Origin of the sequence: Nocardia sp. NBC_01499 (assembly GCF_045040275.1) — a bacterium.
Taxonomy (GTDB): domain Bacteria; phylum Actinomycetota; class Actinomycetes; order Mycobacteriales; family Mycobacteriaceae; genus Nocardia.
Map to the genome: position 1 here is coordinate 5,499,928 of NZ_CP109426.1, position 13,705 is coordinate 5,513,632.

At 67.0% G+C, this 13,705-nt stretch carries 11 protein-coding genes and 1 tRNA gene; 8 read left to right on the top strand and 4 right to left on the bottom strand.

Features of this window, described 5'->3' with window-relative positions; genetic code table 11:
* Positions 1-166 precede the first annotated feature (166 nt).
* The 3 genes from OG203_RS25050 to OG203_RS25060 form a co-directional block, all read right to left on the bottom strand.
* Complete coding sequence (locus OG203_RS25050) at positions 167-574, bottom strand: hypothetical protein (protein WP_405159716.1); 408 nt, start codon at positions 572-574, stop codon at positions 167-169.
* Between the two features lie 390 nt (positions 575-964).
* On the bottom strand, positions 965-1,252 hold the full coding sequence (locus OG203_RS25055) for a hypothetical protein (protein WP_405159717.1): 288 nt from the start codon (positions 1,250-1,252) through the stop codon (positions 965-967).
* Positions 1,253-1,363: 111 nt separating this feature from the next.
* Positions 1,364-1,449, bottom strand: a tRNA-Leu gene (locus OG203_RS25060).
* A 227-nt stretch (positions 1,450-1,676) separates the two neighbouring features.
* Between OG203_RS25060 and OG203_RS25065 the strand changes: the two genes are divergently transcribed.
* The 8 genes from OG203_RS25065 to OG203_RS25100 all read left to right on the top strand — a co-directional run bounded on the left by OG203_RS25065 (position 1,677) and on the right by OG203_RS25100 (position 12,275).
* Complete coding sequence (locus tag OG203_RS25065) at positions 1,677-3,086, top strand: FhaA domain-containing protein (RefSeq protein ID WP_405159718.1); 1,410 nt, start codon at positions 1,677-1,679, stop codon at positions 3,084-3,086.
* 204 nt (positions 3,087-3,290) lie between these two features.
* Positions 3,291-3,758 (top strand): FHA domain-containing protein, encoded by a 468-nt coding sequence (locus tag OG203_RS25070; protein WP_014980860.1) that lies wholly within the window; start codon positions 3,291-3,293, stop codon positions 3,756-3,758.
* Positions 3,755-5,260 carry a PP2C family protein-serine/threonine phosphatase gene (locus OG203_RS25075; RefSeq protein ID WP_405159719.1) on the top strand — a complete coding sequence of 502 codons (1,506 nt, stop codon included), beginning with the start codon at positions 3,755-3,757 and terminating at the stop codon, positions 5,258-5,260. Before OG203_RS25070 ends, OG203_RS25075 begins: the two co-directional genes overlap by 4 nt.
* On the top strand, positions 5,260-6,750 hold the full coding sequence (locus OG203_RS25080) for an FtsW/RodA/SpoVE family cell cycle protein (RefSeq protein ID WP_405159720.1): 1,491 nt from the start codon (positions 5,260-5,262) through the stop codon (positions 6,748-6,750). The genes OG203_RS25075 and OG203_RS25080 overlap by 1 nt, the downstream gene beginning before the upstream one ends.
* The gene (locus tag OG203_RS25085; protein WP_405159721.1) at positions 6,747-8,213 is read left to right on the top strand and encodes a peptidoglycan D,D-transpeptidase FtsI family protein; all 1,467 of its coding nucleotides are present in this window, start codon (positions 6,747-6,749) and stop codon (positions 8,211-8,213) included. Before OG203_RS25080 ends, OG203_RS25085 begins: the two co-directional genes overlap by 4 nt.
* Positions 8,214-8,244: 31 nt before the next feature.
* Positions 8,245-9,822, top strand: a complete 1,578-nt coding sequence (locus OG203_RS25090) for a serine/threonine-protein kinase (protein WP_405159722.1) — start codon at positions 8,245-8,247, stop codon at positions 9,820-9,822.
* Complete coding sequence (gene pknB, locus OG203_RS25095; protein WP_405159723.1) at positions 9,819-11,723, top strand: Stk1 family PASTA domain-containing Ser/Thr kinase; 1,905 nt, start codon at positions 9,819-9,821, stop codon at positions 11,721-11,723. The genes OG203_RS25090 and pknB overlap by 4 nt, the downstream gene beginning before the upstream one ends.
* A 132-nt stretch (positions 11,724-11,855) precedes the next feature.
* Entirely contained in the window at positions 11,856-12,275 is a 420-nt protein-coding gene (locus OG203_RS25100; protein ID WP_405159724.1) for a CBS domain-containing protein, read from the top strand.
* Between the two features lie 6 nt (positions 12,276-12,281).
* Here OG203_RS25100 and OG203_RS25105 read toward each other — a convergent pair whose 3' ends face one another.
* Complete coding sequence (locus tag OG203_RS25105; protein WP_405159725.1) at positions 12,282-13,412, bottom strand: dihydrofolate reductase family protein; 1,131 nt, start codon at positions 13,410-13,412, stop codon at positions 12,282-12,284.
* Positions 13,413-13,705: the final 293 nt, after the last annotated feature.

Consider the following 13,705-nt stretch of genomic DNA (forward strand, 5'->3'; position numbering starts at 1 on the left):
GATTCAGACCTGTGGCGTGATGTTGTGTCGCAGACACTCCGGCGGAGTTTTGCGACAGTTCTCTGGGGTGTTGCAGTTCAGGTGGCTGGGTGCCGTGACTGTCCGTTGACCTCAGTCTTCGACACCATCGACGAGGCGTTGCGCGCCGCGGCAACCTAGACGCGGCCTACAGCAATTCTGGTGCGAAATAGGTGGCGGCCAGGGCGACGAAGGTCTTGGCGTCCTCCGCCGATACGGCGTATTCGTTGGTGACGCGGCGGGCCACGAAGACTTGTTGCGGACCGCGGTCGCTGTTGGGGTGGGCGGCGATTTCGGTTCGCAGGTCGGCGACGACGGCTTTGGCGAGGTCCACGCTTTCTCGCCGGTATTTCCACGCCATGACGGAGAGTCGGCCGTCGTAGGAGTCGAGCCCGTCGAGGAACTGCTTCTCGTCGGCGGTGTACTGCTGGATGCGCGGAATTCGGTCGCCGTAGACGTTGAGGGTCAGGCCCGCGGAGAAGCCGAGGGAAGCGCCGAAGAGGAAGACCGCCGCGGCGATGAGGAGGCGACGGGTACCTGGTGAGGCTTTGATCACCTACCGAATTGTATTGCGTGACAGCGGCGTCGAAGTCGAGTTGTAGCGGCTCCCTGGCGATCGCGGGTACCGCTGTGCTGGGTCACCGCCGACACCTGTCGTGATTCGCGTTAGGTGCCGCGAAGGCCGGTGAACTGCTCAAACCTTTGGCTGAACCGCTTCGGACTCTGGTGACCCCAAGAGAAATGGCGTCCAACCGTGTATGACCGAATCTCCGCACCCTGATACCGACTCGAATCCGTTGTTCGGCAAGTGGACCGCCGACGGCCGCTCGAGTCAGTGCGAACGCTGGCTGGAGTGGACAGCGGGGACCTACTTTTCGAGCGAGGCAAGCCGACGAATTCCCTTCGAGAACGACCCGGATCGCCAGTCCGGTGGGTAGCCGACCATCTACGGTGAGTCGATGTTTGCACTCGTGGTGAAGTCGATGCCCCGCGCCTCCGCGGCGAGCATGGCCTCGAGGATCGCCTCGGCCTCGACCGGACCGGGATCGACCAGCAAGCGAGCGAACCATGCCGCGCGCGGCAACGACTCGAAAGTGCGTGAGGTTTCGACGATCTTGCCGCCGCGCGGAATGCGGTAGCGCACTTTCCATGTGGTGAGGCCCGCGGCGCTGGTGTGCGGGATGGGTATCGGTCCCTGTGGGAGGGGGGCAATTCGGGCACGTCGTGAGGGCATGGTCGCGAACCAATCAGTCGCGACGCCGAATCCCCTCAGATCCGTTGTGTACCGGGGTGTGTACGCAAACAGGGCCAAGATCATCGATCTCAGCCCTGACCTGCGCTTACGTGGTGGGCGAAGGGGGACTTGAACCCCCACGTCCCGAAGGACACTGGCACCTGAAGCCAGCGCGTCTGCCATTCCGCCACTCGCCCGAGCGACTCGGAGACAGTATCACGCACCGCGCGTCGACACGAAATCGCCCGTGGGGGGCCGTGACGCGGGGGCTGGACAAGCGCGGGAACCCGCTGATCTGTCCAAGAGTTACAGGTGTGGACGATCGTGGATATCATGCAATGAACGTGCTCGATACGCGACACGCCATACACGTGTGTCGTTGTTACGAATCAGCAGAAGAGACGCTCACCGAAGGGAGGCCGAGATGGGCATCGTTTCACGGTTCGAGCGTCGTCTTCAGGGCGCCGTCGGTGACGTGTTCGCCAGGGTGTTCGGCGGCAGCGTCGTGCCCCAGGAGGTGGAGGCGGCGCTGCAACGTGAGGCCGCCGATCATGTCCAAGAGCTCGATGGCGGACACCTGTTGGCTCCCAACAGTTATGTGATCACTATCAATTCTTCCGATCACCAGCAGTTGGACGCCGATCATGACCTCACCACCCGCGCGTTCGCCAAACACCTGCAGGATTACATCCGCGAGCAAGGCTGGCAGACCTACGGCGAAGTACACGTGGCATTCGAGGCATCACCTACGCTGCACACCGGACAGTTCAGAGCAAGCGGCCGGGTGGACCCGGACGTCGATCGTGGAGCGACACCAGCTCACAGCCCTGAGCCAACGCCACAACGACCTGCAAACCCGCAACCAGGAGCTGGCCCCATGACGCAGAACTCAGGCTACGACCCGAGCCGTGAGCCCGCGGAGTCCGATCCACGCAACCGCGGGTACGCCCCTCCGCCTGCCGGTCGCGGCGGAGCGCAGAACGGCGCGTACCGCGAGGACTACGGTCGTGGCGCGGCGCCCTACGGTGCCGACTATCAGGCGCCGGAGGGTCAGCAGGGTTACAGCGACTACCAGAACGGCTACGACTACCAGCAGGGTGGCCAGGCCTACGGTCAGCCGGGGTATCAGGAGCCGGGCTACGGTCAGCAGCAGGGCTATGCCGATCGTGGCTACGGTCAGCCGGGCTATCAGGAGCCCGCGGCGTACGGTCAGCCCGGCTATCAGGAACCGGCCGCCTATGGCCAGCCCGGCTACCAGGAACCGGGCTACGGCCAGCAGCAGGGCTACGGCCAGCAAGGCTATGGCGATCAGGCGTACGCGGATCCGGCCTACGGCCAGCAAGGCCAGGGCTACGCCCAGCCGGGGTACGGCCAGCAGGGCTACCAGGAGCCCGGTTACGGCGAGCAGACCTACGCCGAGCCAGGCGCCTATGGCCAGGACGACCAGGGCGGTTACGGCCAGGCCTACTCGCAGCAGCCCGGCTACGGCGCGCAGCCCGGCTATGGCGCCGCGCCCGCGTATCCCGCTGCCCCGCAGGCCGGATCGGGCTACTCGGCGACTCTTCAGCTCGATGACGGCAGCGGCCGCACGTACCAGTTGCGTGAGGGCAGCAACATCATCGGTCGCGGCCAGGACGCGCATTTCCGGCTGCCCGATACCGGGGTGTCGCGCAGGCATATCGAGGTCCGCTGGGACGGGCAGACCGCGATGCTTTCCGATCTGGGTTCCACCAACGGCACGCTGGTCAACGGTTCACCCGTGCAAGACTGGCAGCTCGCCGACGGGGATGTCATCCGCGCCGGGCACTCCGAGATCCTGATCCGTATCGTCTGATCCCGTAAGCTCGCGATGCAGGTCACGACTTGGCCATCAAGGATTCGTCGGTCGTATCGTGATCGAATTCGACCTACGGCCCTATGATGCTGCCAACACACGCACGGCTTCGGAACCGGGGTCGGCAAGACCAGCATGCTGGTGGGGGTGGTCGAACCGCACCTACGGCACCGACATACACGGTCGAACAGGAGGTGGAACGCCGTGCAGGGACTGATCCTGCAATTGACCCGTGCGGGGTTCCTACTGCTGTTGTGGTTGTTCGTGTGGGCGGTGCTGCGCACCTTGCGCAGCGACATCTACGCGGCATCCGGCATACGGATACAGCCCAGGGCCGCACGCGGTTCCGCGGTGCTGCCCTCCTTCAGCCGGGGCCAGAAGGGCGCCAAATTTCTTGTGGTGACTCAAGGTTCACTCGCCGGCACCCGCATCTCGCTAGGCACCCAACCGGTGCTGATCGGGCGTGCGGACGACTCCACGCTGGTGCTCACCGATGATTACGCCTCGACCAGACATGCGCGACTGTCCCCGCGTGGCGATGATTGGTACGTCGAAGACCTCGGCTCGACGAACGGCACCTACCTCGATCGCGCGAAAGTCACCACTGCCGTGCGGGTTCCGCTCGGCACTCCTGTCCGTGTCGGCAAAACAGTGATCGAGCTGCGATCGTGACACTCGTTCTCCGCTACGCAGCGCGTAGCGACCGCGGTCTCGTACGAGGCAACAACGAAGACTCCGTCTACGCGGGCGCGCGATTACTAGCGCTCGCCGACGGCATGGGTGGCCATGCCGCTGGCGAGGTGGCGTCGCAGTTGATGATCGCCGCCCTCGCCCATCTCGACGACGACGAGCCTGGCGACGATCTGCTCGGCAAGCTCGATTCGGCGACCAGGGAGGGCAATGCCGCCATCGCCGATCAGGTCGAGGAGGAGCCCGAACTCGACGGGATGGGCACCACGCTCACCGCGGTCCTGTTCGCGGGCAAGAAGCTCGGCCTGGTGCATATCGGCGATTCCCGCGCCTACATGCTGCGCGGCGGTGAACTAGCCCAGATCACCAGGGACGACACCTTCGTCCAGTCACTGGTCGACGAGGGCCGGATCACGGCGGAGCAGGCGCACACGCACCCGCAACGTTCGCTGATCATGCGCGCGCTCACCGGCAACGAGATCGAGCCGACGCTGATCATGCGCGAGGCGCGCGCCGGTGACCGCTATCTGCTGTGCTCGGACGGCCTGTCCGATGTGGTCAGCGATGAGACCATCGCGAACACCATGCGCGAGGGCAGCACCGACGAATGCGCCGACCGGCTCATCGAACTCGCGTTGCGCAGCGGCGGCCCGGACAACGTCACCGTCGTCGTCGCCGACGTCATCGACCTCGATTACGGCCAGAGCCACCCGATCGTGGCCGGTGCCGCGTCCGGGGTCGACGAAGACACGCCGCCGCCGAATACCGCGGCCGGACGCGCGGCAGCCATGCGCCCGCCGCGCGCCGCGCCACGCCGCGCCGCCACGACTCCCGAGCCGGAGCCGAAGGGCAAGGCGCGCAAGCTGCGCTGGATCGTGCTGGCGTTCGCGCTGGTGATCGCCGTCGGTGTCGGACTGCTGGTCGGCTACAAGATGATCCGCAGCAACTACTACGTCGGCGCCGACAACGGCTCGGTGGTGATCCTGCGCGGCCTACCAGGTTCGGTGCTCGGCTACTCGATCCATGATGTGAATCTCGTCGGCTGCGTCACTAAGACCGGGGAACTTTCCCTGGTCGATCCCGGCGCCGATATGCCGTCGGCGTGCAAGCAGCTGAAGGTGACCGATCTCAAGCAGACCGGCCGCGAGCAGGTCGGCAAGGGGTTGCCGCCCGGTTCGCTGGATCGGGCCAAGGAACAGATGCGGTCCATCTCGCACGGCGAGCTGCTGCCGCCGTGCCCGGCGAAGTCGTCGGTGCCGCAGCCCGGCGTGCTGCCGTCCGCGGACCCAGCGCCACCCGCCGCCCCGCCCGCACCGCCAACGCCGAGCACCGCCGTACCCCCGACCCCCGACCCAGCGCCGGGCACCGGTGACGCGCGGGGCACCGAGATCAAGACACCGGCGAAGTCGGAGGCCCCGGTTCCGTCGTCGTCCGCGTCGCCGAACCCCCAGATCGCGGGGGAGAACTGCCGGGTGACGGACTGATGTCCGCGCCGGCACCGCCGACCGCTGGGGCTTTCCCCAGTCCTCCCGGCGGCTTCGCTCCCGCGCCACCGCCGAGCACCCGACGCAATATCGAACTGTTGTTGCTTGCGGGTGCGACGGTGATCACCACTGTCTCGCTGTTTCTGGTCGAGGCCAGTCAGGAGCAGGCGGTCACCTGGGACATCGCCAAGTATGGGCTGGCCTTTCTGGCGTTGTTCGCGGTAGCGCACCTCGCGGTACGCCGGTTCGCGCCGTTCGCCGATCCGCTGCTGCTGCCGATTGTCGCGCTGCTCAACGGACTCGGGCTGGTGCTGATCCACCGGCTCGATCTGGCCGATCAGCAGGAGGCGGCCTACAACTCGTTGGCGGTGCCCTCCCCCGACGCCAACCAGCAGATCCTGTGGACCGGCCTCGGCATGGCGGTGTTCGTCGGATTGTTGATCGTGTTGCGTGACTACCGGACGCTGGCCCGCTACGGCTACACCCTCGGCCTGATCGGGCTGCTCGCGCTGGCACTGCCCGCGGTGCTGCCCGCGCGATTCTCCGAGATCAACGGCTCCAAGAACTGGATCAAGATCACCGGATTCAGCATCCAGCCTGCGGAATTCGCGAAGATCCTGCTGATCATCTTCTTCGCGTCGGTGCTGGTGGCCAAGCGCGATCTGTTCACCGCAGCCGGGCGCCACCTGCTCGGCATGGAGTTCCCGCGCGGTCGCGACCTCGGCCCGATCGTGGTGGTCTGGATTGTCTGCGTCGGCGTGCTCGTCTTCGAAAAGGACCTCGGCACTTCGCTGCTGATCTTCAGCACGGTGCTGGTGATGCTCTACATCGCCACCGAACGAGTCGGCTGGCTGATCATCGGCGGCGTGCTGCTCACCATCGGATTCTTCTTCGCCTACCAGACTTTCAGCCACGTCAAGGTGCGCACCCTGACCTGGCTGCATCCGTTCGACGACTACAACAACACCGGCTACCAGATCTCCCAGTCGCTGTTCGGGCTCGCCACCGGCGGTCTGGCCGGTACCGGCCTCGGCAGCGGACGGCCCAATCAGGTGCCCTTCGCCAAGACCGACTTCATCATCACCACCATCGGCGAGGAGCTCGGCCTGATCGGGCTCACCGCGGTGCTCGTGCTGTTCCTCGTGCTCATCGTGCGCGGCCTGCGCACCGCGCTCGCCGTGCGTGACAGCTTCGGCAAGCTGCTCGCGGCCGGGCTCGCGTTCACCGTCGCGATCCAGCTGTTCGTGGTGGTCGGCGGTGTCACCAAGCTGATTCCGCTGACCGGTCTCACCACGCCGTTCATGTCCTACGGTGGTTCGTCGCTGCTGGCCAACTACGCGCTGCTGGCATTGCTGATCAAGGTCTCGGACGCGGCCCGCGCGCCCGCGCCGGTCCGTAAGAATGTGCCAGCGGCCCCGATCGCGGACGCGACCACCGAACTGTTGCGCAAGCCCGAAGCGGGCCGACCGGAAGCGGGGCCCGCGACGTGAACACTCCGCTACGCCGGGTCGCCATCGCGGTGATGTTGATGATCGTCGCGCTGCTGCTCAACGCCACCTACGTCCAGGTGATCAAGGCCGACGACTACCGCTCCGATCCGCGCAACTCCCGGGTGCTGCTCGACGAGTACTCCCGCCAGCGCGGGCAGATCTCCGCGGGTGGCACCGTGCTCGCCAACTCGGTGGCCACCGAAGACCGCTACAAGTACCTGCGCACCTACCCGAGCTCCCCCGAGGCCTACGCGCCCGCCACCGGCTTCTACTCGATGCAGTACCGCACAACGGGATTGGAGCGGGCCGAGGATTCGGTGCTCAACGGCTCCGACAGCCACCTGTTCGGGCAGCGCCTCGTCGATATGGTGTCGGGTCGAGATCCGCGCGGCGGCAACGTGATCACCACCCTCGATCCGGCCATGCAGCAGGTCGCCTACGACCAGCTGACCAGCAAGGGCTTCACCGGCTCGGTGGTGGCGATCGAGCCGAGCACCGGCCGGATTCTCACCATGGTGTCCACGCCGAGCTACGACCCGAACCAGCTGTCCAGCCACGACGGCGCCCGCGGCACCCAGGCCTGGGAGGCGCTCAGCGCGGACGAGCGCCAGCCGATGCTGAATCGGGCTGTCTCGCAGACCTATCCGCCCGGTTCCACGTTCAAGGTGGTGGTCACTGCGGCCGCGCTGGCGAACAACATCGCGACACCGGACGATCAGTTCACCGCGGCACCGAACATCACCCTGCCCGGCACCAGCACCACGCTGGAGAACTACAACGGCACCCCCTGCGGCGCGGGCCAGACCGCCTCGCTCACCGACGCGTTCCGGCTCTCCTGCAACACCGCGTTCGCCGAACTCGGTGTCAAGGTGGGTGCCGCGAAACTCAAGGACCAGGCCGCCGCCTTCGGCATCGGCGAGGACCGCAGCATCCCGATTCCGGTCGCGGAGAGCACGGTCGGCACCATCCCGGACAACGCGGCCCTGGCCCAGAGCAGCATCGGACAGCGTGACGTCGCGCTGACCCCGCTGGACAACGCGGTGATCGCGGCGACCGTCGCCAACGGCGGTGTCCGAATGGAGCCGCACCTGATCGACCAGCTGCAAGGACCCGACCTGAGCGAATTGTCCAAGACCAAGCCGGTCTCGCTCGGCCAAGCGTTCAACGCCCAGGTAGCGTCGTCGCTGACGAATCTGATGATCGCGTCGGAGAACAACACCACCGGCGGCCAGCCCTCCCGCTATCAGATCGCGTCCAAGACCGGTACCGCCGAACATGGCAGCGATCCACGCAATACCCCACCGCACGCCTGGTACATCGCCTTCGCACCCGCACAGAATCCGAAGATCGCCATCGCGGTGATCGTGGAGAACGGCGGGGACCGGGCGCTGGGCGCGACAGGCGGCAAGGTGGCCGCGCCGATCGCGCGCGCGGTCTTGGACGCCGGTCTGCGAGGGGGCTGAACGATATGGATGTGCGAGTGAAGGTACGGGGATGCTGAACAACGGTGCGATGATCGCCGACCGGTACCGCCTGCAGCGCCTGATCGCGACCGGCGGCATGGGCCAGGTCTGGGAGGCGCTTGACACCCGGCTCGACCGCCGGGTGGCGGTGAAGGTGCTCAAGTCGGAGTTCTCCGCCGACCCGACGTTCCGGCAACGGTTCCGCACCGAGGCAAGGACCACCGCCCAGCTGAACCACCCTGGGATCGCGGGGATCTATGACTACGGCGAGACCACCGACCCGCAGGGCAGCGAAACCGCCTACCTGGTCATGGAACTGGTGCAGGGTGAGCCGCTGAACACGGTGCTGAACCGGCTCGGCAGGTTGTCCGTCGGCCAGGGTCTCGACATGCTCGAGCAGACCGGCCGGGCGCTCGACGTCGCGCATCGGGCCGGGGTGGTGCACCGCGATGTGAAGCCGGGCAACATCCTGGTGACGCCGACCGGTCAGGTGAAAATCACCGACTTCGGCATCGCCAAGGCCGTCGACGCCTCGCCAGTGACCAAGACCGGCATGGTGATGGGCACCGCGCAGTACATCGCGCCGGAGCAGGCGGTCGGCGAGGACGCCACCGCCGCCAGCGACGTGTACTCACTCGGCGTTGTCGGCTACGAGGCGCTGGCCGGGACGAGGCCGTTCAGCGGCGACGGCGCGATCACCGTCGCGATGAAGCACGTCCGTGAAACGCCGCCGCCGATGCCGGGTGATGTGCCCCCGAACGTGCGCGAGCTGATCGATATCACCATGGGCAAGGATCCGAACGGCCGCTACTCGCGCGGCGGCGAGTTCGCCGACGCGGTGGCCGCCGTGCGCGCCGGTCGCAGGCCACCGACCCCGACCGGGGCCAACCCTTCGATGTCGATGACCGGTGCCACCCGGGTGCTACCGCCAGGACCGACCGTCGCGATTCCTTCCGCGCCATCGGATTTCGACGGCGCGACGGTGCACTACTCCACGCCCGCCGGTGCGGCACTCGGCAACGCCGGCTACGCCAACGGTGCCGGGGCGCCCGCGACCATGCTCAATCCCGGCACCGGCGGCAATCAGGTGCCGCCGGGTGACGGCAAGCGGTTCACCACCTCGCAGAAGTGGATGGCCGCGCTCGGCGCCGGTGCGGTGCTGCTGCTCGCCGCCGTCCTCTACCTGATGTTCGGCGGCGACACGAACCCCGATTCGAAGGTGCCACCGGCTACCTCGTCCACCACCGCCCCCAAACCGCCCCCGCCGCCGGTGACAAGCACGACGACGCCCAAACCTGTTCCGCCGCCGGTGGTCACCACCACCGAGCAGCCGACCACCACCACCGAACCGCCAACCACCACGCCGGAGCCGACGACGACAACACCGTCGCCGACCACCACGACGCCGAGTACAACCAGGAACAGGCCGACGACGACTCCGGCCACCACCCTGCCCCGAATTCCCACCATCGACATACCATTTCCGGGGAACAACAACCCCGGCGGCCGGAATCCCGATCTGCGGGATCCCGATTCGCGCAATCCCGGTGCCCGGACCCCCGCGGCCACTCCGAACCCGCCCAATACTTCTTCGCAAGGACAACAATGACGACCCCGAAGAATCTCTCCTCCCGCTATGAGCTGGGCGAGATCATCGGGTTCGGCGGCATGTCCGAGGTGCACAAGGCGCGCGATCTACGGCTCAGCCGGGACGTGGCGATCAAGGTGCTGCGCGCCGACCTGGCCCGCGATCCCACCTTCTACCTGCGGTTCAAGCGCGAGGCCCAGAACGCCGCCGCGCTGAATCACCCGGCCATCGTCGCGGTGTACGACACCGGCGAGGCCAAGGTCGACGACGGGCCGCTGCCCTACATCGTGATGGAGTACGTCGACGGCGACACGCTGCGCGACATCGTGCGCGGCCAGGGTCCGCTGCCGCCGCGCCGGGCCATGGAAGTGGTCGCTGACGTCTGTGCCGCACTGGATTTCAGCCACAAGGCCGGAATCGTGCACCGCGACATGAAGCCAGCCAACATCATGATCAACCGGGCCGGCGCGGTGAAGGTGATGGACTTCGGCATCGCGAGAGCGATCGCCGACAGCGCCAACCCGATGACCCAGACGGCCGCGGTAATCGGTACCGCGCAATACCTTTCGCCCGAACAGGCGCGCGGCGAGACGGTCGACGCCAGGTCCGATGTGTACTCCGTCGGCTGTGTGCTGTTCGAAATCCTCACCGGGGAGCCACCTTTCACCGGTGACTCGCCGGTCGCGGTGGCATACCAGCACGTCAGGGAAGATCCGCGGCTGCCGTCGCACGTTCATCCCGGGGTGCCGCGCGAGCTCGACTCGGTGATCCTCAAGGCGATGAGCAAGAACCCGGCCAACCGCTATCAGAGCGCGGCCGAGATGCGCGCCGACCTGATCCGGGTGCTCGGCGGGCAGAAACCCATCGCGCCGATGGTGATGACCGACGAGGACCGCACCACCGTCTTCGGCGCCAACGAGCCGGCGCCGCGCAGCTACCGCACCGTCGAGCGCCACGACGACACCGCCGAGCAGGGGCCCACCGAGCCGGGCGGCGCGCGCCGCTCCCTCTACATCGCCATCGCCGCGGCCGCCGGTGTCGCCGTGCTGCTCGCCGTGTTCTGGGTGTTCATCGGTCCTGGCAGCAAGCCGGATCAGGTTGCCGTGCCCGACCTTTCGGGCAGACCCGCGCAACAGGCGGCGGACACGCTGACCTCGGCGGGCTTCGCCGTCTCCATCCAGCAGAAGCCGGACAGCAAGGTGGCCACCGGCAATGTCATCTCCACCGCGCCGCTCGGCGGGGCGCGGGCGGACAAGGGCAGCAACGTCACCATCCAGGTCTCCACCGGCCCGGCCCAGGTGCAGGTGCCCAAGCTCGACGGCATGAGCCAGCAAGACGCCGAAGCGGCGTTGCGCAAGGGCAGCCTGACGCTGGATCCGAACGTGCAGCGCAAGCCGTCGAGCACGCAGGACACCGACAAGGTGATCGGTCAGGACCCGTCAGCGGGCTCGCGGGTCGACGTCGACCAGGCCATCGTCATCACCCTCGGCAGCGGCCCCGAATCGGTCAGGGTGCCGAACGTCGTCGGCCAGGACATCGAGGTCGCCCGGCCGAACCTGGTGGACAGCGCCGGATTCAAGATCACGATCCAGGAGGTGCCGTCCGCCCGGCCCAAGGGCGAGGTGCTCTCGACCAGTCCCGCGGGCGGCATGCCTGCGGACAAGGGCTCGACGGTCACCGTTCAGGTGTCCAGCGACCAGATCAAGATGCCGTCGCTGGTTGGGCTCACGGTCGCGCAGGCGGTGGACAAGCTGCACGCGGAGGGTTGGACCGGGACGCAGAGCCAGATCAGCCAATCGCCACAGGGCACGTTCGACACGAGCAGCGTTGGCCGGATTCTCAGTCAGCAGCCGTCCGCGAGCGGTTCGATCCCGAAGAACGGGACGGTAGTGGTCGGTGTCGGAGTCCTCGGGCCGCCGTGATCCGACGGCGTCTCGCTCGCGAGACCCGGGACAACTTCGTAACCCGACACACCGACCGGTCGGTGTGTTCAAGGGCAGAATTGGGCTTGCTCCATCCGAATCAGCAGCGCTGAGTAGCGAGGAGGAAGCCCTATGACCACCGCCAGGGACATCATGAAACCCGGTGCGCAGTGGATCTCCAAGGACGAGACCGTCGGGAAGGCCGCCAGGGTGATGGCGGAACTCGGCGTCGGGTCACTGGTCATCGCCGACGACAACGACCGGATGTGCGGGATCATCACCGACCGCGACATCGTCGTGAAATGCATTGCGCAGGGCCGATCCCCGGCCACCACGCGCGCCGCCGAACTCTGTGCGTCGACGCCGCGCTGGGTCGCCGCGGACGCCGACGTCGAGGACGTGCTCGACGAGATGGAGAGTCATCGGATCAAGCGGATGCCGGTGATCGACAACAAGCGCCTGATCGGCATGATCAGCGAGGCCGACCTGGCCAGGCACCTCGACGACAATCAGCTCGGCGAGTTCGTGACGGCGATCTACGGTCGGCCTTAGGCCGAGTCAGGACAGATCGAGGTGGCGGTTCATCGACATCGCCGCCGTCGCCAACTCGGCAAGCTCGACCACCTCGACACCGTGCTGCCGTAGCTTCTCCACACCGACGCAGTTGGTCACGAAGGTCGCGGGTTCGCGCCAGGCGAGGACCACCCTGGGAATTCCCGCCCGCAGGATCCGGTCGGTGCACGGCAGCCGCGTCGCGGTGCCGCGCTGCGAGCACGGTTCCAGGGTGCTGTAGATCGTCGCCAGCGCCAGCCGGGGATCGTCCGCGTCGAGCTTGTTCAGCGCGGACTCCTCGGCATGCACCTTCGCGTCGGTCTCCCGCGAGTATCCGGTGGCGATCTCCACCCCGTCGACGACGATCACCGCGCCGACGGAGAACGCCGTCTCGCTCGGCGGGCACAATCGCGCGAGTTCGATGGCCCGTCGCATGAACCGAATGTCCTTGTCCGCCTTACCCTTTGGCTTCGGAAGGTAGCGCAGGACCGCCACGTCACCGACCTGCGCGACGTCGGCAAGGTGCATTCGGCGGTGCGGTGCGTCGGGATAGCTTGCGGCGTCGAGGAATCGGGGAGCCGCGGCATCGCCGACCAAGAGCGGCGCGACGGCCATGTGCAGTTCGTCGGCGAGGTCGGCGGCCAGGAATGTGGTGTGGATACGGGTGCCACCCTCGACCATGAGCCGGGCGATGCCGCGGCGGCCGAGGTCGTCCAGCAGGGCGCCGAAGTCGAGTTCGGTGCCGAGCGAGGCGACTTCGGCGAGACCGGACAGGCTGTCGGCGATCCGCTTCGCGCCTGCGTCGGTGGTGTAGACGAGCTTGGCGCCGCCGTGGTGCCAGAACCGCAGCTCCGGATCAAGGTCACCGCTGGCCGTGACGGTGATCTTCAGCGGGAACTCCGGTTTGCCCGCCGCGATCCGCGCCGCCCGGCGATCGGCACTGTCGACAAGCAGCCGAGGATTGTCGCGGCGCAGCGTCTCGGCACCGATCAGGATCGCATCGGAGTCCGCGCGCACCTGATCGACCCGATCGAAATCCGCCGCGCCTGACAACCGCAGTCGCTCGGGGCTCGCGTCATCGATATAGCCATCGATACTGACCGCGACGGACAACAACACATACGGACGAGTCACCACCACACCTCCTGTCGCCCACTTCGCTGCATCCCGCTCGCTGCGCTCACCCACAGGCTCGACTTCACTATGTCCCACAGAGCCTGCCGCTGTGCCTCGCCCGCTACGGTTCTACACCGCCGCGTCCTTCATCGGGAGCTATGCGTTGATGGCTGACTCCTTGTACTCACACACGGCTTGGCCGCAGCGGTGCTCAGCATCGCTTCGCCGCGAACATCTTTGTTGCCTACGGCTCGCCTACCGGGCGTACACGGTAGCCACGCCTCCATCGCGCTGGGCGGACAGGAGGCCCACCG

Bases quoted from the DNA above. Each gene is read 5' to 3' on its own strand.
- OG203_RS25055 (WP_405159717.1), bottom strand. From the start codon at position 1,252: ATGCCCTCACGACGTGCCCGAATTGCCCCCCTCCCACAGGGACCGATA.
- OG203_RS25065 (WP_405159718.1), top strand. From the start codon at position 1,677: ATGGGCATCGTTTCACGGTTCGAGCGTCGTCTTCAGGGCGCCGTCGGT.
- OG203_RS25080 (WP_405159720.1), top strand. From the start codon at position 5,260: ATGTCCGCGCCGGCACCGCCGACCGCTGGGGCTTTCCCCAGTCCTCCC.
- OG203_RS25090 (WP_405159722.1), top strand. From the start codon at position 8,245: ATGCTGAACAACGGTGCGATGATCGCCGACCGGTACCGCCTGCAGCGC.
- pknB (WP_405159723.1), top strand. From the start codon at position 9,819: ATGACGACCCCGAAGAATCTCTCCTCCCGCTATGAGCTGGGCGAGATC.
- OG203_RS25100 (WP_405159724.1), top strand. From the start codon at position 11,856: ATGACCACCGCCAGGGACATCATGAAACCCGGTGCGCAGTGGATCTCC.